General features: G+C 64.4%; 19 protein-coding genes. 10 read left to right on the top strand and 9 right to left on the bottom strand.

The window, feature by feature from the left end; all coding sequences use genetic code 11:
* Positions 1–276: 276 nt before the first annotated feature.
* From NO877_RS09900 to glpA, 3 genes are read right to left on the bottom strand one after another with little or no spacing between them, the layout of a single operon-like run.
* Positions 277–1,584: an anaerobic glycerol-3-phosphate dehydrogenase subunit C gene (locus tag NO877_RS09900; protein WP_256396178.1), complete on the bottom strand. Its 1,308-nt coding sequence runs from the start codon at positions 1,582–1,584 to the stop codon at positions 277–279.
* Positions 1,581–2,879, bottom strand: a complete 1,299-nt coding sequence (gene glpB / locus NO877_RS09895; RefSeq protein ID WP_256396177.1) for a glycerol-3-phosphate dehydrogenase subunit GlpB — start codon at positions 2,877–2,879, stop codon at positions 1,581–1,583. The genes NO877_RS09900 and glpB overlap by 4 nt, the downstream gene beginning before the upstream one ends.
* A 2-nt stretch (positions 2,880–2,881) precedes the next feature.
* A complete protein-coding gene (glpA, locus tag NO877_RS09890) occupies positions 2,882–4,624 on the bottom strand; it encodes an anaerobic glycerol-3-phosphate dehydrogenase subunit GlpA (protein WP_256396176.1) in 1,743 nt (580 codons plus the stop codon).
* Positions 4,625–4,894: 270 nt separating this feature from the next.
* Here glpA and glpK point away from each other — a divergent pair, with 270 nt between their 5' ends.
* From glpK to ptsP, 6 genes are all read left to right on the top strand, one after another.
* Entirely contained in the window at positions 4,895–6,433 is a 1,539-nt protein-coding gene (gene glpK, locus NO877_RS09885; RefSeq protein ID WP_379827385.1) for a glycerol kinase GlpK, read from the top strand.
* Positions 6,433–7,425 carry a DUF7973 family transport facilitator gene (locus NO877_RS09880; RefSeq protein ID WP_256396174.1) on the top strand — a complete coding sequence of 331 codons (993 nt, stop codon included), beginning with the start codon at positions 6,433–6,435 and terminating at the stop codon, positions 7,423–7,425. The genes glpK and NO877_RS09880 overlap by 1 nt, the downstream gene beginning before the upstream one ends.
* Before the next feature lie 158 nt (positions 7,426–7,583).
* The gene (locus NO877_RS09875) at positions 7,584–8,753 is read left to right on the top strand and encodes a Cdc6/Cdc18 family protein (RefSeq protein ID WP_256396173.1); all 1,170 of its coding nucleotides are present in this window, start codon (positions 7,584–7,586) and stop codon (positions 8,751–8,753) included.
* An 85-nt stretch (positions 8,754–8,838) separates the two neighbouring features.
* Positions 8,839–11,610 (top strand): extracellular solute-binding protein, encoded by a 2,772-nt coding sequence (locus tag NO877_RS09870; RefSeq protein WP_256396172.1) that lies wholly within the window; start codon positions 8,839–8,841, stop codon positions 11,608–11,610.
* 146 nt (positions 11,611–11,756) lie between these two features.
* The gene (locus NO877_RS09865; protein ID WP_256396171.1) at positions 11,757–12,047 is read left to right on the top strand and encodes an HPr family phosphocarrier protein; all 291 of its coding nucleotides are present in this window, start codon (positions 11,757–11,759) and stop codon (positions 12,045–12,047) included.
* Positions 12,044–13,753: a phosphoenolpyruvate--protein phosphotransferase gene (gene ptsP / locus NO877_RS09860; RefSeq protein ID WP_256396170.1), complete on the top strand. Its 1,710-nt coding sequence runs from the start codon at positions 12,044–12,046 to the stop codon at positions 13,751–13,753. Before NO877_RS09865 ends, ptsP begins: the two co-directional genes overlap by 4 nt.
* Positions 13,754–13,829: 76 nt before the next feature.
* Here ptsP and dhaM read toward each other — a convergent pair whose 3' ends face one another.
* From dhaM to dhaK, 3 genes are all read right to left on the bottom strand, one after another.
* A complete protein-coding gene (gene dhaM, locus NO877_RS09855; protein WP_256396169.1) occupies positions 13,830–14,213 on the bottom strand; it encodes a dihydroxyacetone kinase phosphoryl donor subunit DhaM in 384 nt (127 codons plus the stop codon).
* The gene (dhaL, locus tag NO877_RS09850; RefSeq protein WP_256396168.1) at positions 14,210–14,929 is read right to left on the bottom strand and encodes a dihydroxyacetone kinase subunit DhaL; all 720 of its coding nucleotides are present in this window, start codon (positions 14,927–14,929) and stop codon (positions 14,210–14,212) included. Before dhaL ends, dhaM begins: the two co-directional genes overlap by 4 nt.
* A gap of 124 nt (positions 14,930–15,053) precedes the next feature.
* Entirely contained in the window at positions 15,054–16,049 is a 996-nt protein-coding gene (dhaK, locus tag NO877_RS09845; protein ID WP_256396167.1) for a dihydroxyacetone kinase subunit DhaK, read from the bottom strand.
* Positions 16,050–16,152: 103 nt separating this feature from the next.
* Between dhaK and NO877_RS09840 the strand changes: the two genes are divergently transcribed.
* The 3 genes from NO877_RS09840 to speB all read left to right on the top strand — a co-directional run bounded on the left by NO877_RS09840 (position 16,153) and on the right by speB (position 18,128).
* Entirely contained in the window at positions 16,153–16,821 is a 669-nt protein-coding gene (locus NO877_RS09840; RefSeq protein ID WP_256396166.1) for a phosphoglycolate phosphatase, read from the top strand.
* Between the two features lie 117 nt (positions 16,822–16,938).
* Entirely contained in the window at positions 16,939–17,313 is a 375-nt protein-coding gene (locus tag NO877_RS09835) for a translation initiation factor IF-5A (protein ID WP_256396165.1), read from the top strand.
* On the top strand, positions 17,313–18,128 hold the full coding sequence (gene speB / locus NO877_RS09830) for an agmatinase (RefSeq protein ID WP_256396164.1): 816 nt from the start codon (positions 17,313–17,315) through the stop codon (positions 18,126–18,128). Before NO877_RS09835 ends, speB begins: the two co-directional genes overlap by 1 nt.
* 23 nt (positions 18,129–18,151) lie before the next feature.
* On the opposite strand, the gene NO877_RS09825 is transcribed toward speB, so the two are convergent.
* A complete protein-coding gene (locus NO877_RS09825) occupies positions 18,152–18,757 on the bottom strand; it encodes an HdeD family acid-resistance protein (RefSeq protein WP_256396163.1) in 606 nt (201 codons plus the stop codon).
* 175 nt (positions 18,758–18,932) lie between these two features.
* Here NO877_RS09825 and NO877_RS09820 point away from each other — a divergent pair, with 175 nt between their 5' ends.
* Positions 18,933–20,042, top strand: a complete 1,110-nt coding sequence (locus NO877_RS09820) for a metallophosphoesterase family protein (protein WP_256396162.1) — start codon at positions 18,933–18,935, stop codon at positions 20,040–20,042.
* On the opposite strand, the gene NO877_RS09815 is transcribed toward NO877_RS09820, so the two are convergent.
* Both NO877_RS09815 and thrC read right to left on the bottom strand, forming a co-directional pair.
* The gene (locus tag NO877_RS09815) at positions 20,039–20,476 is read right to left on the bottom strand and encodes a hypothetical protein (protein ID WP_256396161.1); all 438 of its coding nucleotides are present in this window, start codon (positions 20,474–20,476) and stop codon (positions 20,039–20,041) included. The two genes, NO877_RS09820 and NO877_RS09815, sit on opposite strands and share 4 nt — an antisense overlap.
* A 103-nt stretch (positions 20,477–20,579) precedes the next feature.
* Positions 20,580–21,842, bottom strand: a complete 1,263-nt coding sequence (gene thrC / locus NO877_RS09810; protein ID WP_256396160.1) for a threonine synthase — start codon at positions 21,840–21,842, stop codon at positions 20,580–20,582.
* Positions 21,843–21,851: the final 9 nt, after the last annotated feature.

Raw genomic sequence — 21,851 nt, 5'->3', positions numbered from 1 at the left:
AATACAAATAATAATTTTTACCGCATAGGTAGGGATACCGATACCAACGGTCGTTTGGACCTTGTTACTCTCCGTTTGGCTGTTGTCATATATACAGACACAGATTGTGAGTAAGGGAGTATACTGATTCTTCACGGCTGCCGTCGCGGGGTGGGTACTGGCGTAGGCAATACCTACTGGTCTGTTCGGTCGACGGTAGTCTGCGGCTACTGGGTCCGAGAGCGGTCGCTGTCGGTTGGTGACGAGAGAACACGGGAGACCAAACGCGTGGAGGGGTTAGTTGGCGACGGCTTCTTCGAGCAGTTCGAGGGGGTGGCGGATCTCGTAGCCCGTCCCGTGGTTCATCTGCATCGCACAGGTCGGACACTCGGTCATCCCCACGTCACCCTCGGCGTGTTCCATGTGATCGAACATCTCTGCGCCGATCTTCATCGAGGTCTCGTACTTCTCGGACTTCCAGCCGTAGGTGCCCGAAATTCCGGAACAGGAGTCGCCGACGTCTTCGATCTGTGCGCCGTCGAGTTCGCGGAACAGTTCGACCGCCTGGCGGTCGAGGCCCTGATTCCGGGCGTGACACGGCGCGTGGTAGGCGAAGGCCTGCGGGTCGACTTCCGACTCCCGAATGGTTCCCTCCAGGTCCTCGTGGATGCGGAGGAACTCCATGGCCTCGTAAGTGTGTTCCGAGAGGTCCTCGATCCCCTCGATGTCGAACAGTTCGGGGTACTCCTGACGGAGCGCCATCGAACAGGAGGTACAGGAAGCGATGACGTCCGCGCCGTTGTCGATCGCTTTGCCGAGTTCGCGGACGTTGACCTCCGCCTCGCGGCGGGCGTCCTTCAGCATACCGTTGGCGAACATCGGGGTGCCGGAACACTGCTGTTTGGGCACCAGCACTTCGTAGCCGAACTCCTCGAAGACCCGGACCATCGCCTTGCCGACCTCGACGGTGTTGTAGTTGGAGTAACAGCCGTGGAAGTAGGCGACCTGTTTGTCCGGGTTGGTGACCTTCGAGCCGCCGCGCTTCTTGAACCACTGGCGGAAGGTCTCGGTGGCGAACTCCGGCACGTCGCGCTCGCTGGGAATCCCCATGATCTTCTCGCCGAGGACGCTGGTGATGCCGAGTCCCATCACGAAGTTCGCGAGCCGTGGGACCTTGCTCCCGATGGAGGCCAGCGTCCGGTAGTTCGACAGCATCCGGTTGCGGAGGTACTCTCGGGAGAGCTTGTCCATGTGCTCTTCGACGTACTCCCCGCGTGCGGTGTTGTGCATCTGGCTCAGTGGGACCGACGACGGACAGGCGTCGTCACACCGCATACAGTTCGAACACGAGAGGATCGAGTCGTCGATGTCGACGTCCTCGCCGCGTTTGAGCCGCCACTGTTCGGGCCCTTGGAACTTCGGTCCGGGGAAGGACTCGTCTACTTCGGCCACCGGACACGACGTGTCACAGCTCGTGCATTTGTAACAGTTGTCGGCTCCGGGCCGGAGGTCCATGTCCTCGCTGGAGGGGAAGACGTCTACCGGCTCGAACTCATCTACCGTCGTCGTTGGATCGAAATCGCTTGCTTGTTCTGCGTCGCTCATTGGCTCACCTCGTGTTTCGCTACCTGCTCGCCAGCCCGTTCACCGGCGACGACCGCCGTCGCCAGCGAGACACCGCTCTGTGATTTTTCCGCAACCGTATCGGCCCCACCGATCACCCCGCCTGCGGCCCGGAGGTTATCGAACTCCGGGACGTCGTCGGCCGTCAGCGGTCGCATCGTCTCGTCGACCCGGACGCCGAAGTGGGCGAACGGCTGGTCGCCGAAGGCCTGCTCGTCAAACCACTCGTAGCGGTCCTCCGGATGGGGGATGTGACAGTCGAAGATCGACTCGGTCACACCTTCTTCCCGACCTGAATCGATTCCTTTGCCGACCAGTCCACCCGTTGCCAGCACGAACTCCTCGGCGTGGTACGGTACCTCTCGACCCTTGCTGTCGACGGTCACCGACTGGATTTCGCCGTCATCGGCCTCGAAGCCGACGACCGGACTCCCGGCAGTAATGCGGACGCCCGCCTCGTCGACTGCCGTTTTGAGCTGGTCAGCCAGCCGGATACCGGGGTAGCTCGGCGGACCCATCGGGATCTCGAAGACGTCGACGCCGAGTTCGCGTTCGAGGTCGTTGCGCACCTCGTCGGTGTGTTCGTCGCCCAAAAAGGCCGGGAAGCCGACCCGCTCGGCGTCGCCGACGTGTGGTTCGACCTCCTGGATCAATGCCTCGCGTGCGCCCATGGTCCGGCCCTCGTACTCGACGCTTTCGTTGATATCGAGCCGTTTGGCGAACCGCGTCACGCGGGAGTCGTTCTTGTAGGTTCCCGGCAGCGAGCATTCGACGCCCTCGACATCGAACGGGACGCCCGAAGCCTCCAGGTGGTCCGCAAGCATCCCGGCGTTGTACTCGGTCATGCCCTCGAAGCCGACCACGAGCATGGGCCGGTCGTCGCTGGCGATTCCGGCGGCCGCCGCGGCGGGATACCGCGCGGTCGGTTTAACCGTGCCGCCGAAGGTCGGGATCAGCGCGTTGGAATCGGTGTGGCTGCCCCCATAGGTGTCGCCGACGATCTCGTCGAACCGGTCGAGGCCGTCGCGGACGGCCGTCTCACCGGCGACGCTGTAGGGATGCTCGTCGGGGAGGTCGTCGAGCGCGGCGAAGGGGTCGGCGATCGGGTCGTCCGACCCGTTGTATCCCAGCACGTCGATCAGGCCGCTGGCGTGTCGGAGGGTGCTCTTTTTGTAGGTAACAAGCCGTACGGAGGCACCGGTTTCGGCAGCCTCGATGGCTGCAACCGAGCCAGCGAGTCCGCCGCCGATCACGATCACGTCCTCACGGATCGCCACGGCTACTCATCCTCCCGTCGGCCGCCATCGGTTGCGGCAGTACCAGTTGTCCCACCGGACCCACCGGCTGCGGTCCCGCTGTCGAAGGCCGCAAAGTCGACCACCGAATCGGTGGTTGCGGCGTCCTTGTCTCGGTTCATCGTCGTTGCGTGCAGCGAGTATTTCAGGGCTGCCTGCGAGAGCTGGGTGCCCCACAGCGCGTGGCGTTCGCCCTTCCAGCGCTCCTGGTAGAGTTCGTCCCACGCGTCGTAGGCGATCGTCTCGTCGTACTCGTCGTACAGCTCGGCGGCCATCCGGTGACAACAGAAGGCCCCCTGACAGTTGCCCATCGAGCCGCGCGTGCGAAGTCGGACCGCGTTGAGATCCGATCCCGCGCCCTCGATCCCGTCTTGGATCTCGGCGCGCGTGACGGCTTCACACTCACACACGGTCGGGTTCGGGCCGTCGTAATCGAGCACTTCGTCGGTCCGAGAGCCGAGCCGCTGGGTGCTCCGCCGACCGATCGGCGAGCGGATTCCGTACTGCTCCATGTAGTTGTCGAGCACCGAGAAGTCCTCACTGCCGGGCAGCGGCGTCGTGTCGGTCTCACACTCGGCGTCGATCCCGAACTTCTCACAGACGTGGTCGGAGATCTCCTCGGCCATCAGTCGGTAGGTGGTGAATTTCCCGCCGACGATGGACGTCATCCCGTTGACGTTGTCCCGCTCCTCGTGGTCGAGCAGGAAGTACCGCCGGGTGATGTCCGTCGAGTCACTTGTGCCGGTGTCCGGCGGCTCGTACAGCGGTCGGACGCCCCAGAAGGAGCGAATCGTCCGGGCCTCCTTGAGAATCGGCACGAGTTCGGAGAGGGTGTCGATCATCAGATCGACCTCCCACTGCTCTTCGGGGTAGTCCTCCGGATCGTCGACCTCGACGTCCGTGGTGCCCAAAATCGCGGTCGTCTCGTGTGGGACGACGATGTCGGCGTCGCCTTTCGGCTTACACCGGTTGACGACGGTGTCGACCTGTCGGGTGTTCATAATCGTCATCACGCCTTTGCCGGGGCGGACTTGGATTTCTTTTTCGAGGCCTGCCATCTCGCCGATCCGACCGGCCCATGCGCCGGTGGCGTTGACGACGTAGTCTCCGCGTATCTCCTCGCGCGTGCCAGGCTCACGGTGGACGCGCTTGCCCGGGCCCGTCTCGTGTTCGACCTCGACGCCGACGACCTCGCCGTCCTCTTTGAGGATGTCGACCACGGGCGCGTGGGTCTCGATTCGCGCGCCGTGTTCCTCGGCGCTGGCGGCGTTGGCCACACAGAGCCGGAAGGGGTCAATCGCGCCGTCAGGTACCTTGATCGCCTTGTCGATATCTTTGGCGAGATACGGCTCGATTTCGCGGGCCTCTTCGGCCGACAACACCTCGGCGGGAATGTTGCACTCCTTGCAGCCCTCCAGTTTCTTCTGGAAGTACTCCTCGGTGTCTTCGGGTCGCTTGACGAACAGCCCACCGGTCATCTCGACACAGTGGCTGGCGATATCCCGTAGAATTCGGTTTTCGTCGATACACTCTTCGGCAGCAATCTGGTCGGCAACCGCATACCGACCGCCGCTGTGCAGGAGTCCGTGCATTCGTCCTGTTGTCCCATGGGTGAGGTTCCCCTGTTCGACGAGAGTGACCTCGAGGCCCCGCATAGCGAGGTCACGTGCGATCCCAGTCCCCGTGGAACCGCCCCCAATGACGACAACGTGTGGCTTGTTACTCATCCGTTCAATTGGGTTTTGCACTATAGTAACTTTACTTTACCCCTACTCGTCCGGTTCGCGTAAATTCTTCATGTATATTAAACAACACAACAAATAGACCACCAAATCGTGCTAAAGGATGGCATACTCCCATGTATATTAAGGACAATTATGGGTACAAGAGTAACATTTATCATGTTATTCCATAGTGTTTACCCGTGGTCAGGGAACCACGCGTAAAGAACGGTTCCCGGACCAGGGGGAACAGCCCCCAAGGAGTGTGGTGAACACATAATGTCAGAAACATACGTTGGTTCCATCGATCAAGGGACTACAGGAACGCGGTTCATGGTCTTCGACCATGGTGGTAACGTCGTTGCAAACGCATATGAGAAACACGAGCAGATCTACCCCGAGCCCGGTTGGGTCGAGCACGACCCGATGGAGATTTGGGAGAACACGAAGTCGGTAATCAACACGGCTCTCGACGAGGAGGGCCTCGACGCCGAGCAGCTCGAAGCCATCGGTGTCACCAACCAGCGAGAGACCACGATCGTGTGGGACGCCGAGACCGGCAAACCAGTCCACAACGCACTGGTCTGGCAGGACCGGCGAACCACGGATCGAGTCGAAGAGATCCAGGAGATGGGCAAAGTCGAGGACATCCGTGAGAAAACGGGTCTCGAATGTGACGCCTACTTCTCGGCGACCAAGACCGAGTGGATCCTCGACAACGCCGACCCGATCAAGCTCCAGCGATCCCGACCACAGGACGTCCGCGAGCGCGCCGAAGAAGGCGAACTCCTGATGGGGACGATCGACACGTGGGTCATCTACAACCTCACGGGTAACCACATCACGGATGTCTCGAACGCCTCGCGGACGATGCTGTACAACATCCGCGAGCTCGAATGGGACGACGAACTGCTCGACCTGTTCAACGTGCCCAAGGCGATGGTGCCGGAAGTCCGTCCGTCCTCGGACGACGAGACCTACGGTTCCACCGATCCGGACGGCTTCCTCGGTGCCGAAGTGCCCGTCGCGGGCGCGCTCGGTGACCAGCAGGCCGCCCTCTTCGGTCAGACCTGTTTCGACGCAGGCGACGCGAAGAACACCTACGGTACCGGTTCGTTCATGCTGATGAACACCGGTAACGAGGCCGTTCCCTCGGAACACGGTCTCCTCACCACGATCGGCTTCCAGCGCTCGGGTGAGCCCGTCCAGTACGCCCTCGAAGGCTCGATCTTCATCACCGGTGCCGCCATCGAGTGGCTCGAAGACATGACCCTCATCGAGGACGCCGCCGAATCCGAGAGTCTCGCACGTAGCGTCGACTCCACGGACGGCGTCTACGTCGTGCCCGCCTTCGCCGGTCTCGGTGCACCCCACTGGGATCAGCGAGCCCGCGGTACCATCGTCGGCATGACGCGTGGTACCCGACGCGAGCACGTCGTTCGCGCGACCCTCGAATCCATCGCCTACCAGACGAAAGACGTCGCCGAGGCGATGGTCGAGGACGCAGACATCGACCTGGCAAGCCTCCGTGTCGACGGTGGCGCAGTCAAGAACAACTTCCTCTGTCAGCTCCAGGCCAACATCATCGGCACGGAGATCGTCCGCCCGGTCGTCGACGAGACGACCGCGCTGGGTTCGGCCTACGCCGCCGGTCTCGCAGTCGGCTACTGGGACACCGTCGACGAGCTGCGTAACAACTGGCAGATCGATCGATCCTTCGAGATCGACGAGGACGCCGACATCGAAGTCAACTACGACCGCTGGAAGGACGCCGTCGAGCGTTCGGAAGACTGGGCACAGGACGGTGGTGAATAATGTCGGCAACTGTCCTTCAGATGGCAATGCTTACTGACCCGACGATGTGGATCACCGCCTTCGCTGGCGGTGCCTTCGGAGCAGCCATCGGTGCACTGCCATCCTTCATCTTCACCGGCTTCGTAGTCATCGCCGGTGAGGCTCTGGGTCTCGCCGGAGAGGAGATCGTCGACAGTGGCAGTTCCTTTACGGGAATGATCGGCTTCGGTCCGGTCTTTGGTCCGCACATTGCGTTCGCGGGCGGTGCCGCAGCGGCCGCCTACGCAGCTAAACAGGGCTACATCGACGACGGAAAGAATATCCTGTGGGCGGCCGGAACCAACCACATCGACGTGCTGATGGTCGGTGCGGTCTTCGGTCTCATCGGTCACGCAGGCACGTCGACGCTCAACCTCATCGGATTCCCGACTGACAACATCGCCTTGATGGTGTTCATCTCCGCACTCATCCACCGTGTTGCGTTCGGATACAGCGTCATCGGCGAGGTCACCGGTAGCGGTCTGTTCGATGTCGGTCCGTGGGAGCGCGACGAGGACGACGCACCCGGTATCTGGCTCGGATGGCAGTACAAATGGGGTAACGTCGCGTTCCTCGGTCTCATCGGCGGTATCCTCGGTGGCTTCCTGTGGCAGGCAACCGGCAGCACCACGCTGAGCTTCGGTATCAGCGCGGCCACCCTCGTGTTCCTGCAGGCCGGTGTCGATAACATCCCGGTCACCCACCACATCACGCTGCCCGGCTCGGTCGGTGCACTCGGTGCGGGCGCAGCGGGCTACGACCCGGCGCTCGTGCTCATCGTCGGTGGACTGTTCGGCCTCTTCGGCGCTGTCATGGGTGAGGTCTGTAACCGTGTGTTCTACATGCACGGCAAGACCCACGTTGACCCGCCGGCGTTCGCTATCGCCTTGTCCGGTCTGCTCTCGGCAGCCCTGACCGCCGCCGGTGTGCTGGGTGGTACGTTCTGGGCCCCGATCAGCGCGCTCGGGCTCTAAGACAGCCACACCAACCACTCCTTGCTCACCCCGTTGGTGAGTCGGAGCCGCTGACACTCGTCGTTCGGTGACGGTGTTGGCTGACGTTTTTTCGGTTTTCAGTACACCCCACGAGACGCATTTCAGTACCCACCGACACCCGAATCCCAAAACCCAGCATGAACATCGAAGAGCGCATCCTCCGACGCCAGCAGACCGACCACGAGCCACGCTTGGTGCGTGAATCCGATGCGTTGAATCCGATCGCCCACCCCACCGAGCCGACCGGCCGCGGGCTCGTGATCGAGCAGCTGCTCGATATCCTCAACCCGGCTTTCGCCGGTCGGCTGCCGAGCGACTGCTACGTCTGGGGGCCGAAAGGCACCGGGAAATCCGCCGTCATCCGCGCGCTGTTTACTCATCTCGATCGGCTGATCGGTCGCTCCACCGGTCGTATATATACTACTACGCGCGCGGAGCCCACAACGGACATCGCCTTCGTCTACGTCGATGGCCGACAGGCCAAAACCGGCTTCGCGCTGGCGCATACCGTTCTCAACAGTCTCACCACCGACCCAGTGCCCAAACAGGGGGTCGGTGCCGAGACGATCCGAACCCGGTTGGCCGACCGCCTGTCGGTCGACGGCCAGTCGGTCGTGGTTGCGGTCGACCACGTCGGCGAGCCCGAGACGCTGTCGGTCGAAACCGTCTGCGACCAGTTCGATGGGTTCAGCACGTCGGTCTCGACCGTGCTCGCCGGTCACGACGAACCCGATGCGGTGGCGGAACTCCTAAACGACCCCGAAACGGTCCGGTTCGGTCCCTATCGCCGCCACACGCTGATCGAGATCCTGACGAGCCGACAGACGGACGGTCTCACCAGGGCCGCAGTCACACACGAACAGCTCCGGGAGATCGCCGCGTGGGCCGACGGCGACAGCCACGACGCCCTGGCGGCGCTGTTCAGCGCCGGACTGATCGCCGACGACAACGGCCACGAACAGATCGGCCCCGACGACCTCGCCGCGGGGATGGACGCCGTCCCACGGCCCTCCGTTTCGCTGGGGCGGGTGTTGTCCCTCCCCGAAAGCCGCCAACAGGTGTTGTGTCGGCTCGTCGACCTCCCGGAGACCGACCGCAACTCCGTCAGCGCGGCCGCCGATGGGATCGCCGACGACCGGCTGGACCTCTCGCGGGCGACGACCGAACGGGTGCTCTACGAGCTCGCCGAGGCAGGGATCGTTCGTCGCCTCAAAGTCGACGACGCCGAGCGGGTCGGCCGACCACCCTCGCGGCTCGAACCCCGGTTCCCCACGCTCGTGTTTCGCTATCTCTCCTCGGTCTGCTAAGCTGTCCGGCGGCCGAGAGGATGAGTTTCATAGACGATAATTTGAAACACAAGTTTATTTAAACCATGCGGGTACTTTCCACAACATGCGTGTACAACTGAGAGCCAGTCACACGGTCGGTCCCTTCGGTGTCGGCTGGCACCGGGTCGAGCGTGCTGCTGCTGTGATCGGACTCCTCGTTGTTCTTCTCGGATGGAGTAGTCTCACAGATTTCTCGGTCGGTGTTGGACCGGCCCTCGGCTTCTTCGGACTGTTTTCGAGACCGTGGGGCGGCGATTCCGATGACCGATCCGACAAGTCTGAACCGTTGGCTGACGACGAGGGTGGACGCTCGGCAGTCGATACCACGGCCGAACCGGAATCAGATACCGACGCCGACTCGACCGAACCAGTGACTGTCGAGGCGGAACCGGTCGATGCTGGGGTTTCGACGGCCTCCGACGGCGGGGAGCCGGTCGGCTCCGAGTACTCCGATCTCTCCGATGAGGATGGCTCTCGCTCGTCGGCCGGGGGCTCGGAACCGGATGTAGACTGGCAGCAGTTCTCCTCGCAGCTCTCGACGGCGATGGAACAGTGTGCGGAAGGTGATCTCACCGTCCGGCTCGATGCCGACCACGACGACGCGAACGCCGCCGAGGTCGCCCACGCGTTCAACCATATGCTCGATGAGTTCGAGGATACGATCCAGACCGTAGACGAGTTCGGCGACCAGGTCGAGGGGGCCACCGAACGCGTCACCGGCCGGGTCGACGAGGTCAAATCCGCAAGCAAGGAGGTCAGCCACTCCGTCTCGGGGATCTCAGACGATACGGCCAAACAACACGAGATGGTCGACGATCTCTCCAACGAGATCCGGTCGCTGTCGGCCGCCACCGAAGAGGTCGCCTCCTCGGCCAACGAGGTCGCCGAGGCCTCCGAGCAGGCCGCCCAGCGCGGCGAAAAAGGCCGGGAGCTGGCGACCAACGCCCTGGCCGAACTCGACGAGATCGATACCCGCACCAGCCGAACGCTGGAGGCGACCGAGGAGCTCGACGAGCTGATCGAGGAGATCGAGGATATCGCCGAGTTCATCGGCGAGGTCGCCAGCCAGACCAACATCCTCGCGCTCAACGCCTCGATCGAGGCCGCCCGGGCCGGTGAGGCGGGCGAAGGCTTCGCGGTCGTCGCCAACGAGGTCAAGAGCCTCGCCGAGGACGCCGAGGAGGCCGCCGGCGACATCGAGACCTCGATTGGAAACGTCCGCGAGCAGGCCGATACCACCGTAGACGAGATGCAAGAGACCCGCGAACGGATCGACGCCGGCGTCGACACCATCGAGGGTGCCGTCGAGACGTTCCGCGAGATCGCCGACGACGTCGAGGAGACCAACGTCGGCGTCCAGGAGATCAGCGAGGCGACCGACAGCCAGGCCAACTCGCTCCAGGAGGCCGCCGCGATGGTCGACGATGTGGGCGAGATATCCGACGAGACTGCCGAGCGCTCCGAAACCGCGGCAGCAGCCGCCGAACAGCAGACCACCGCCCTGGCGGAGGTCTCGACCGGTGTGACGACTCTCGACGAGCGTGTCGATACCCTCGACTCGCTGGTCAACTCCTACACGCTGCGCGATACCCGATCACGAACCGCCGTCGGCTCGAACGTCACGTCCATCGAGTTCTGGCACGCGATGGGCGGCGAGAAGGGACTGTTGCTCGAAGACCTCATCCGTGAGTTCGAAGAGCAGGCCGATGGCATCCAGATCAACGCCACCTCGAAGGGCAGCTACCGCGGCACGCTCGAATCGACGATGTCGGCCGCCGAGAAGGGGGCTGCCCCGGCGCTGGCGCAGATCTACGAGATCGGCACCGCCCGCGCGATGGACAGCGGGGCGTTCACCCCTGTTGAGGGCGTGTTACCCCGCAACGTCTCGCTGAACGACTACGTCGATCCCGTCTTGAGCTACTACCGAACCAACGGGACGCTCAACTCGATGCCGTTCAACTCCTCGGTGCCTGTGCTCTGTTTCGACAAACGAGCCTTCCAACAGGCCGGACTCGACCCGAACAACCCGCCGACGACGTTCGACGAGGTCACCCGGGCCGCCGAGCAGATCGTCGACCAGGGCGTCGCGGAGTACGGCATTACCTTCGCCAACTACTCGTGGTTCGTCGAGCAGTGGTTCGCAACCGCGGGCCAGGAGATCGTCAACAAACGGAACGGCCGGGCCGGAACGCCCGACGAGGCCTACTTCGACAGCGAGGCCGCCCAGGAGATTTACGGCTGGTGGACGAACCTCGACCGCGAGGGGCTCTACCATAATCCCGGCATGGAGGCCCGTGGGAAGGCCAAAAACGCGTTCCACGACGGCACCGCGCCGATGGTCATCGCCTCCTCGTCGTCGCTCGGCGGCATCACCGGCGATGCGGACTTCGACGTTGGCATCAGCGGCCTCCCCACCCCCGGCCAACGCGAGGGGCTCATCGTCGGCGGGGCGTCGCTGTGGGTCTCGGAGTCGGCCTCCCAGAAAGAACAGGACGCCGCGGGCCAGTTCCTCGCGTGGCTCACCCAGCCCGAACAGCAGGCACGTTGGCACCGCGAGACCGGCTACCTGCCGGTCCACGAGGGCGGGATCGACCAGCTCGACCGTGACGGCTGGTTCCGGCAGAACCCCGGCCACAAGGTCGCCATCGACCAACTGCTCTCAAGCAAGGACAGCCCCGCGACAAACGGCGCGCGGATCGGCCCCTTCAGCACGGTCCGCACGCTCGTCGGCGAGGCTTACCCCGATATGGTCGACGGCGATGTCGAAGCGGAACTCGAACGACTCACCAACCGGGTCGAACGACAGCTCGAATCCTACAGCCAAAACGGCCGATAGTCGGCTCACACCCATTCGACGTTTCTATCAACATTTGTAACAGTTATCGAAACACGGGCGGGATACCCCCGCTCCTTTCGGCTGATTGTCGGGTAAACGGCTCCTGTCTGCAGTAAGATAAAGACCGTCGAGTCCAACAGTAGGGTATGGAACGAACCCTGACTGTCGTCCCTGATGATGGACTCCACGCACGCCCAGCAGCCACCTTCGTCGAGACCGCGGGGAGCTTCGATGCCGAGGTCACCGTCGAGGCAGTCGACGGCAACCGCCCGGCCGTCTCCGCCGATAGTATGCTCGGCGTCACGGGGCTCGGCGTCCGTGGCGGCGACGACGTGCGGCTGGTCGCCGAGGGTCCCGACGCCGAGGCCGCCCTCGATGCCCTTGAGGCGATCCTCTCGACACCCGAAGACGAACTCGACGACATGGAGCTGCCGTGACCGAACGGCGTTACGAGGGGATCGGTGCCACACCCACCGTCGGCATCGGCACTGCGACGTGGTACCGCCCCACCGATGTCACTGATCTCGACGAGCCGCCAGCCGCCGAAGACGTCGACGCCGCGGCCGAACGCGAGCGATTCGACGAGGCACAGGCCGACGCCCGCGCCGAACTGGAGGCCGAACGCGAGTCGACGCGCGAGCGCGTGGGCGACGATGAAGCGGCGGTGTTCGACGCCCACCTGAAGTTCCTGGAGGACCCACAGATCGAGTCCGGCGTCGAGGCGGCCCTCGACGATGGGCTTCCGGCCCCGCACGCAGTGATGGAGGCCTTCGAAGGTCCTATCGAGCAGTTCGAGGGGATGGACGGGATGATGGCCGAGCGCGCCGACGATCTCCGGGATATCCGCGATCGGCTCCTTCGGCTGCTGACGGGGACCGAACGCACGGATCTCGGCTCGCTGCCCGATGGGTCGGTCGTCCTCGCGGAGATGCTGACGCCCAGCGATACGGCCCAGCTCGACCCCGAGGCGATCACCGGCATTGCGACGAGCAAGGGCGGCCGAACCGCCCACGCCGCGATCATCGCCCGCTCGCTGGGGATTCCGGCGGTTGTCGGCATCGGCGACGAGCTCGACGCCATCGAGGATGGCCAGCAGGTGGTCGTCGACGGCGAGGCGGGCGTCGTGATCGCCGAGCCGGACGAGGAGACCCGCCAGCGAGCCGCCGAGTCGACCCAAACACCGGTCGTCGAGGAGTCGGTTGCGACCGCCGACGGTCGCGAGATCGAGGTCGCAGCCAACCTCGGCACGCCCGTCGAGGCCGAACCGGCGGTCGACCGCGGTGCGGACGGCGTCGGCCTGTTCCGGACCGAGTTCCTGTTCCAGGACCGCTCGGCGGCGCCCGACGAGGACGAGCAGTACGATGCCTACCACGAGGTCTGTGAGACCTTCGCGGCAGGCCTCACGGGCGAGGAGCCGCGGATCGTCGTCCGCACGCTCGATGTCGGCGGCGACAAGCCCATCGACTATCTGGATCTCGACCCCGAGGAAAACGGCTTCCTCGGCGCGCGTGGGATTCGACTCTCCTTGGAGGAACACGCCGACCTCTTCGAGACGCAGCTTCGAGCACTCCTGCGCGTCGCGGCCACCGATGCGGGGGCCGGGCTCGCAGTGATGTTCCCGCTGGTCTCGACGGTCGAGGAGCTGGAGGCTGCCCTCGAACAGGTCGAGCAGGTCGCCGACGACCTTGAGAGTGAGGGCGTCGAGTACGCGATTCCCGAACTCGGCGTGATGGTCGAGACCCCGGCCTCGACGTATCTGGCCGACGCCTTCGCCGAACGGGTCGATTTCCTCTCGATCGGGACCAACGACCTCACCCAGTACATCCAGAGCGCCCAGCGCGATCTGGATCGGATGACCGACTACCAGGACCCGCTGGCTCCGGCGGTCGTCCGGGCGATCGACCGCACCGTCACCGCGGGCCACGCTGGCGGCGCGTGGGTCGGAATGTGCGGCGAGATGGCCGGTGATCCCGAGCTGACCGAGCTCCTCGTCGGACTCGGCCTCGACGAACTCAGCATGAGCGCGGTGACGATCCCCGATGTGAAAACGGCGATCCAGGAGGTCGACACCGAGGCTGCCGACGCGCTGGCCGAGTCGGTGCTTGCGGCCGACACGCTCGCCGAGGTTCAGGACTGCTTATAAACACACGCCGAAGGTCTGTTTTCCTCTACTGGTATTTAAAAAAGTGCCCGGCGGTCGCACCGACCGTCAGTCCTTTTTAAGAGGTCTTCCGGTAGGTGCGGGCCTCTTCGGCTTTTTCGAGGACCGACTCGACGGTCGCCTTCTCGTTTGTCGCCTCGACCGCGGCGTTGAGCGCGCCCTCCAGGATCGGGGCGTCGGCGATGGTGGCGTTGGCCTCGGTCATCTCGATGGCGAGTTCGGCGTTCATCACCGCGCTGCCGAGGTCGACGAGGACGACCACGCCCTCGCCGTCGTCGGCGGCCGCGATCGCGTCGCCGATCCGGCTGGCGTCGGTGCCGATCCCGCCCTCGCCGTCACCACCCGCGGGTTCGAGGGGCGCATCGCCGCCCATCTGGGCGGCAAGCTCGCAGATCCCCTCGGCGGCCTTGTGGCTGTGAGAAACCACGACGAGTCCGATCACGCCTCCTCCTCGACTTCGTCGGGTGTCTCCTCGGGGATCGTCGGCGACCGCGCGTCGACGTCGGTTTCGCCCTCAAGGTAGTCGTCGGCGACCTCCAGGAGCTCCTGCATAATGAACCACGTCGAGGTCGCCCCGGGGTCCTGGTGGCCGACCGACCGCCAACCGAGGTAGGAGGCCCGGCCCTTCTGTGCCCGGATCGGGACCGTGTACTCGACGCCGCGCTCGGCGGCGGCAGTGGCCTTGGCGAAGGCGGTCAGCGGCGGCAGTTCGTCGACCTCGATCGACTTTTTAAATGTGTGGACCGCCGGGGTCAGCGCGTCGACCATCGTCTTCGCGCCGAGCTGGGCGTCGCCCCGGTCTTTGACCTTGTCGAGATAGGCCTCCGCGAACGCAACCGAACTCTCGGCGGTCACCCCCTCCTCGAAGGTCTGGCTGGCGCTCATGATCGAGCCGCCGTACAGCGGCCCGGAGGCCCCACCGACCTTCGAGATCAGTGTGACGCCGATCTTCTTGACCAGTTCCTCCGGCGTCGACTCCTCGTCGTCTGCGACTGCATCCGCGGCTGCCCGGAAACCGCGTGCGAGGTTCGAGCCGTGGTCGGCGTCACCGATCGCCGAATCCAGTTCGGTCAGGTACTCTTTTTCGTCCTCCAGTCGGTCGGCGACTGCTTCGGCGGCTGCCCGGATCGCCTCCTGCTGTGTTGGTTCATCTACCATGTTGTAGGAGAGTCGCCCGAACATCAAAGTATTTGTGTCGAAAAACCATGCACTTGTCGGCTTGCTTGTCAGTATCGGTGTCAGGTCGTGCAGTTGTCGGAAAAATGGGAGTGTGCTGGCCGTCTCAGACTGTGAGTGCTGGCGTGTCGGCGTCGGCGGACAGCAGCTCTTTGAGCTCCTCGTCGACTGCCGCCACGGTGATCGACGCGCCCATCATATCCAGCGAGGTCATGTAGTCGCCGACCCACGCGTCCCAGGTTTCGAGGCCGTGGTCGGAGACGACCTCCTGGAGCCGACGGTTGAGGATGAACAGCTCCGACTGTGGGGTGCCGCCCATTCCGTTGACGAGTGTGAGGATCTCCTGGCCCTCGTCGAGATCCAGATCTTCGAGGACCTTCTCGGTGAGGTGGTCGGTGATCTCGTCGGCGCTCATCATGTCGACACGCTCGGTGCCCGGCTCGCCGTGGATACCGATACCGAGTTCGATCTCGTCGTCCGGGAGATCGAACGTCGGTTCTCCCTTATCGGGTGTCACACACGAGGTCAGCGCGACGCCCATCGTCGCCACGTTGTCGATCATCTTGTTGGCGACGCGTTCGACCTCGTCGAGCTCCGCGCCCTCCGCGGCCTTTGCCCCGGCGACTTTGTGGACGAAAATGGTCCCGGCGACGCCGCGTCGGCCGCTCGTATACAGCGAGTCCTCGACAGCTACGTCGTCGTTGACGACGACCTGCCTGACCTCGATGTCCTCCATGGCGGCCATCTCGCCTGCTGTTTCGAAGTTCATCACGTCGCCCTCGTAGTTTTTGACCACACAGAGGACGCCTTCGCCCGAATCACAGGCTTCGATCATGTCGTTGAGCTGGTCGGCCGTCGGCGAGGTGAACACTTCGCCCGCCGCTGCGCCGTCCAACATTCCGTCGCCGATGAAGCCAGCGTGTGTGGGTTCGTGGCCGCTGCCACCGCCCGAGACGATCCCGACTTTGCCCGAGACGGGAGCGTCTGCCCGTACCATCACCTCCGTATCATCGAGCCGCCGAAGCTGCTCCGGGTAGGCCGCAAGCATTCCATCGAGCATTTCGTCGACGACTGCCTCTGAATCGTTGATCAGTTTCTTCATACGACATCCCGTACTACACCATCTATTATGAAAAAGATGATTTCTCCTGCATTGACAGTACCCATTGCAGAGACGTTTTTGCGGCCGCTCACCAAGGGTGGCTATGGTACCACCGCTCGCGCTCGATATCGACGGCACGCTGACAACTGCGGCCCACCGGATCGACCCTCGCGTCTTCGAACGCCTCCCCGAGTGGCCCGCGCCGATCGTCATCGCCACGGGCAAATCGTTTCCCTACCCGGTCGCACTCTGTCACTTCCTCGGCATTCCCGAGCGCGTCATCGCCGAAAACGGCGGCGTCGTCTGTGCTGACGATCACTTGGCGTTTCAGGGGGACCGCGAGGTCGCCGAGGCCGCCATCGAACTGTTCGGCGAGCGGGGCGGCGATCTCGGCTGGGGGGACGCCGACACCACCAATCGCTGGCGGGAAAGCGAGATCGCCGCCTCGATGGACGCCGACGAGGATCTCCTGCGAGAGGTGGCCGCGGAGTTCGACCTCGAAGTCGTCGACACGGGCTATGCCTACCACTTGAAGACGCCGGGCGTCGAGAAGGGCGATGGGCTTGCGGCGGTCGCCGACCTCCTCGGCCTCGACCCGAGTGCGTTCGTCGCCGTCGGCGACAGCGAAAACGACGTCTCATTGTTCGAGACCGCCGGGGAGTCGTATGCGGTGGGCAACGCCGACGATCGGGCGCTGGCGGCGGCCGACCACGTGACCGACGCGTCGTATTTCGACGGGACGCTGTCGGTCCTGGAGTCGATCAGTGAGTGACTATGATGTGAGTAGTCAGTCGCTACGACGTGAGTAGTCGCTGACTACGATCCGCCAACCCCTCTCGCGTCGGCGCGTTCCAAACGGTTTATACTGGCTCCTCAAGAAGGGACGTTCATGCCGCGAGAACAGAAGCAGGTTCGCGAACTCCAAGAGGGAAGCTACGTAATGATGGACGACTCGCCGTGCAAAATCAACCACTACAGCACAGCCAAGCCGGGCAAACACGGCAGTGCGAAGGCCCGCGTCGAGGGCAAAGGCGTCTTCGACGAGAAAAAGCGGAGCCTCAGCCAGCCCGTCGACGCGAAGGTCTGGGTGCCGATCATCGAGCGGAAACAGGGCCAGGTCGTCTCCGTGACCGGTGACGACGCCCAGGTGATGGACCTGGACACCTACGAGACGTTCACGATGCGCATCCCCGAAGACGAGGAGTTCGAGAGCGACACCAATATCGAATACCTCGAGTACGAGGGTCAGCGAAAGGTCGTGTAATGTTCCCTGGCGCGACTGCCGACCGCGAGGCTGCTTCCTACGTGGTCGTCGGCGCGCCCCTCGACGTCACGACCACCTTTCAACCCGGGACCCGGTTCGGTCCCGACCGCGTTCGCCGTTTTGCCGAGAGTTACGATAACTACGACCACCGGACGGACCAGCAGTTCACCGAACTTGGCGTCCACGACGCGGGCGATGTCCGCGCATGGGATGACGTTCCGGAGTACTGCGATTACCTCGGCGGCCAACTCCGCGACGTTGTCTGGGACGGGGCTGTCCCCCTGCTGTTGGGCGGCGAGCACACCGTCACCGCTCCGGCGGTTGAGGCGGCCAACCCCGACGTGTTCGTCTGTCTCGACGCCCATCTCGACCTCCGCGAGGAATACGACGGCAACGCATGGAGCCACGCCTGTGTCACCCACCGCACCCTACAAACCGCCGACGAGGCGATCATCCTCGGTGCGCGAACGGGCTCGGCCGACGAGTGGGCACGCGCCGAGGCCGATGACGTGACCGTCGTTGGGCCCGAATCGGTCGACGACTGGCTGGCCGATCCGCCGACATTTGGCGGTCGGTCGGCGTATCTAAGTGTCGACATCGATGCCGCCGATCCAGGATTCGCGCCCGGAACGGGGACGATGGAGCCGTTCGGACTCTCGCCCCGGCAGATGCGCGATGTGGTGCGGACGGTTGCATCCGCTTGTGTGGGGTTCGATCTCGTCGAGGTCAACGACCGAGACGACGGCCAAGCCGCCGCGCTCGGCGGCAAACTGCTCCGGGAGTTCGTCTTTTCTCATTCGGCTCTCGACAGCTAATACCAGGGACGGGGTGATCGATCTCAGACGCTGGGTCGCTGTGCGGCCGGCTCTTCGAGTGTCTCAGTCGCAGCGATGCGTCGACGGCTCGAGATCCCGAGTGCGGCCATCGTGAGGCCGGTCACCAGGAGGTCGACGCCGAACAGGAGGCCGACTGCCCACAGCAGGCTCCCCGGCAGCCCGGCCAGCAGCACCCCGGCCAGCACGAGCGACAGCAGGCCGCTGGCGACCAACGACCCCCACCCGGAGTGGGTCCGCGAGCGCAGTCCCATCCCGATCTCGACGATCCCCTCCGCGATGAAAAACGCGATCAGGAGCGTCGACAGCGTGGCGAGCCCGACGAGAGGATTCGCCAGCAGCGCGAGCCCGGCGACGGTGTAGACTGCCGCGAGGGCGACCTGCCAGAGAAATGCGCGCCACTGTCGGACGCCAACGGCGTGCCAGCCGTGGACGAGGCCGCCGACGACCAGCAGCCCACCTAACAGTAGCGATAGTGAGATCCCCGTGAAAAACGGGACAATCATCGCAGTAAGGCCGACAACTGCGAGGCCGATACCGCCAACGACGAACGGCCACCAGCTCTTGGGAGTTGTCATCTCGGTCGACTGGGGAGAGGATTGGGGTTCCATGATCTCCCTTATATTGGGCCTCACGGGCGATAGCCGTAGTCGACCGATAACGATTTTTATGTGGTTCGTATGCCACTTATAAACCACCGTTGCTCCGGAGCGGCTATATAGACTCTCCAGTGCAGTATATACCTCCTAGATACGGCTTTAGCCTTCGACTACCGAGTCGACGCCAATGCGTGGTCTACCCCTTCGGCACTCCGCCAGCACGGTGATGGCTCGACTCGCCGAACCCACGGCGGCCCGTCACACACGGTTTGCGATCGTCGCCGATCCACACGTCTCGACGCGGGCCAGCGGCTCCCCAAAGCAGTTCGATCGGACCGAAGCTCGCTTCGAGACGGCGATCGAGGACATCAACAGCCGCGGCGTGAACGCGGTGCTCTCGGTCGGCGATCTCACGAAGGACGGCGCACCGTGGGATTTCGACCGTGTCGACGACCTCCTTTCGGAGCTGGATGCCCCGTTCCTCGCGGTGCCCGGCAACCACGATGTCCCAAAAACGTTCGACGACCACCGCTCGGCCTCCCGCGGCCGGTTCGTCGACCGCTATACGCCGGGCTCGCTGCCCTACCACGTGGGGATCAACGGCGTCGACGTGTTTGGCCTCGACAGCGCGTGGATGCCCGACGGCGACCTTCGGGAGAGCCACGACGGCCGGATCACCGATTCCCAGTTGGGCTGGCTCGCCAGCCGCGTCGAGTCGGCCGACTGTCCGATCGCCTTCACCCATCACAACCTCCCGCCGACGGCCCGGCAAGCCGAAGCCTCCGGCGTCGCCTCGGGGATCGATATGTCCACGGTACCGATCATGCGCAACGGCGGGGCGGTGATGGAGACGCTGGCGGCCGCCGGGGTGCCGCTGGTCCTCACCGGCCACATTCACCTGCCGGGTGTCGCCTTCCACGGCCAGCAGCCGACCGAGCCAGCCGCCGGGACGATCACACCGACCGCCGATCCGCTGGTGAGCCGACCCACTGCCGACAGCGCGACGGTTACCGAGATCACTGCACCCTCGACCTGTACGTTCCCCCAAGCGTACCTGCTCGTCGACATCGACAGCCGTGGCACCACGGTTCGGTACGTTCCGGTAGCCTCCGAACGAGAGTCGCTGGCAGCCTACCGGGCCCGTCTCGACGGCACCGATGTCGACCGCGGCCAGGCCGCCCTCGGCGCGATCCGAACCGCGCAGTTCCCGCTGGTCGAAGAGTGGCTCCCGACCGGACCACTCAGCCTTGAACCGACGTCCTCACCGCCACCGGGATCGACGACCGTCGACGACTAACCCAGTAGCCAGCGCCTGAGTCGAGCGATAACTCCCTTCTCCGCGCGCCTGCTCTCGGTCGACCCCGTGCTGTCGACCGGTGCTCGGCGCGTCGTCGCTGGCGGGTCGGTCGCGGCTGCCGATTCGAGTTCGCCGAGTATCGCTTCGTACCGGTCGATGATCGCCTGCTGGGACTGCTGGTGGTCTGCCAGCTGGCCCCGAAGCCGGTCGATCTCCGACTGGAGCCGCTGGATCTCGGCTTCGGCCTGCTGGTTTTCGGTTCGGAGCCGGTCGATCTCCTCTCGGAGCGCCGCCTGCGAGCGGTTGGCTGTCGAATCGGGCCGTTGGGGCTGTTTCCGTCGACTGTTCGGCTGCGCGGTCGACTGCCGGGGGAAGGTCCGACGACTACGCCCCTCGTTGCGCACTGTTCTCGTCGGGAGCGTTGATGACCACATAGCAGGCTAGCTGTCGCTCACAAACAAAAGGGTATGTCAGACCGCCGCATGACAACGGCTGCTGCCGCCGCCTGTCTGCCGCTGACTGTCTGCCGTCGATTGCCTACTCGTGGAGGTGGTCGATGACGGCTTCGGTGTCGTTAGGCACCGGTTCGGGGTCGTCACCGGCCGCGAAGGCGGCGTCGGGGTCCTTCAGCAGGTGGCCGGTGGTGAGACAGACCACCGATTCATCCGCACTGATTTCGCCCGACTGGCGGAGTTTCCGGAGGCCAGCTACGGAGGCCGCCGAGGCGGGTTCGACGCCGATCCCCTCTCCGGCGAGATCGCGCTGGGCGTCGGTGATCTCCTCGTCGGTGACCGCCACGGCAGTGCCGCCAGTGTTGCGGATGCCGGGCAGCGCCTTCGGCGCGTTGACCGGGTTGCCGATGCGGATCGCCGTCGCCTTGGTCTCGACGTGCTCCCAGCGCCGAACCTCGTCGTTGCCCTCGCGGACGGCCTCGACCATCGGGGCTGCGCCCTCGGCTTGAACGCCGGTGAGTTTCGGTACCTGATCCTCGTCGAGCGAGCCGCTCTGGACGAGTTCGCGGAACGCCTTGTAGAGCGCCGAGGTGTTGCCCGCGTTGCCGACCGGGAGGACGATCCGGTCGGGATACTCGCCGTAGTCCTCGTAATGTGCTTCGAGGATCTCGAAGCCGATCGTCTTCTGGCCCTCCAGGCGGAACGGATTGAGGGAATTGAGGAGGTAGGCCTCGCCGCGGGCAGCGAGCTCCTGGACGATGTCGAGACAGGAGTCGAAGTTGCCGTCGACCTCCAGGATCCGGGCGTCGTGCAGGCTCGCCTGGGCGATCTTTCCCGCGGCGACTTTGCCCGACGGCAGCAAGACGAGCGTTTCCATCCCGCCGCGGGCGCCGTAGGCCGCCAGCGCCGCGCTGGTGTTGCCGGTCGAGGCGCAGGCGAGTCGCCCGACGCCGAGTTCCTTGGCCACGCGGACGCCGACGGTCATCCCGCGGTCCTTGAACGAGCCGGTGGGGTTCATCCCCTCGTGTTTGATGCGGAGTTTGTCGACACCGATATCCTCGCGGAGCCGTGGGGCCTCGTGGAGCGGCGTGTCGCCCTCGGGGAGGGTGACGCCCACCTCGAATGGGAGGGCGGCGTTGTACCGCCAGACGCCACGGCCCTCGAACTCATCGAAGGTCGGCGGTTCGGCGTACCGGACCTCAAGCAGGCCGTCGCAGTCGTCACAGGTATAGCGGATGTCGTCGAAGGGGGCGAACTGCTCGCCACACTCGATACACTCCAGCCAGACGTCGTCGTCGTTCGCACAGCCCGGGGCCGACTGGGCCGGGGCAGAAAGCTCAAGACTCATTGTCTAATG

Origin of the sequence: Halohasta litorea (genome assembly GCF_024494645.1) — an archaeon.
Classification (GTDB): Archaea; Halobacteriota; Halobacteria; order Halobacteriales; family Haloferacaceae; genus Halohasta; species Halohasta litorea.
Note: the sequence above shows the minus strand (reverse complement) of the source record. Positions and strands in the feature narration are given on the sequence as shown.

Coding starts and splice junctions, on each gene's coding strand:
- NO877_RS09880 (WP_256396174.1), top strand. CDS start 6,433: ATGTCGGCAACTGTCCTTCAGATGGCAATGCTTACTGACCCGACGATG.
- glpA (WP_256396176.1), bottom strand. CDS start 4,624: ATGAGTAACAAGCCACACGTTGTCGTCATTGGGGGCGGTTCCACGGGG.
- NO877_RS09865 (WP_256396171.1), top strand. CDS start 11,757: ATGGAACGAACCCTGACTGTCGTCCCTGATGATGGACTCCACGCACGC.
- NO877_RS09825 (WP_256396163.1), bottom strand. CDS start 18,757: ATGGAACCCCAATCCTCTCCCCAGTCGACCGAGATGACAACTCCCAAG.
- dhaK (WP_256396167.1), bottom strand. CDS start 16,049: ATGAAGAAACTGATCAACGATTCAGAGGCAGTCGTCGACGAAATGCTC.
- dhaL (WP_256396168.1), bottom strand. CDS start 14,929: ATGGTAGATGAACCAACACAGCAGGAGGCGATCCGGGCAGCCGCCGAA.
- speB (WP_256396164.1), top strand. CDS start 17,313: ATGTTCCCTGGCGCGACTGCCGACCGCGAGGCTGCTTCCTACGTGGTC.
- thrC (WP_256396160.1), bottom strand. CDS start 21,842: ATGAGTCTTGAGCTTTCTGCCCCGGCCCAGTCGGCCCCGGGCTGTGCG.
- NO877_RS09840 (WP_256396166.1), top strand. CDS start 16,153: ATGGTACCACCGCTCGCGCTCGATATCGACGGCACGCTGACAACTGCG.
- NO877_RS09875 (WP_256396173.1), top strand. CDS start 7,584: ATGAACATCGAAGAGCGCATCCTCCGACGCCAGCAGACCGACCACGAG.
- NO877_RS09820 (WP_256396162.1), top strand. CDS start 18,933: ATGCGTGGTCTACCCCTTCGGCACTCCGCCAGCACGGTGATGGCTCGA.
- NO877_RS09815 (WP_256396161.1), bottom strand. CDS start 20,476: ATGTGGTCATCAACGCTCCCGACGAGAACAGTGCGCAACGAGGGGCGT.
- NO877_RS09900 (WP_256396178.1), bottom strand. CDS start 1,584: ATGAGCGACGCAGAACAAGCAAGCGATTTCGATCCAACGACGACGGTA.
- NO877_RS09835 (WP_256396165.1), top strand. CDS start 16,939: ATGCCGCGAGAACAGAAGCAGGTTCGCGAACTCCAAGAGGGAAGCTAC.
- NO877_RS09870 (WP_256396172.1), top strand. CDS start 8,839: ATGCGTGTACAACTGAGAGCCAGTCACACGGTCGGTCCCTTCGGTGTC.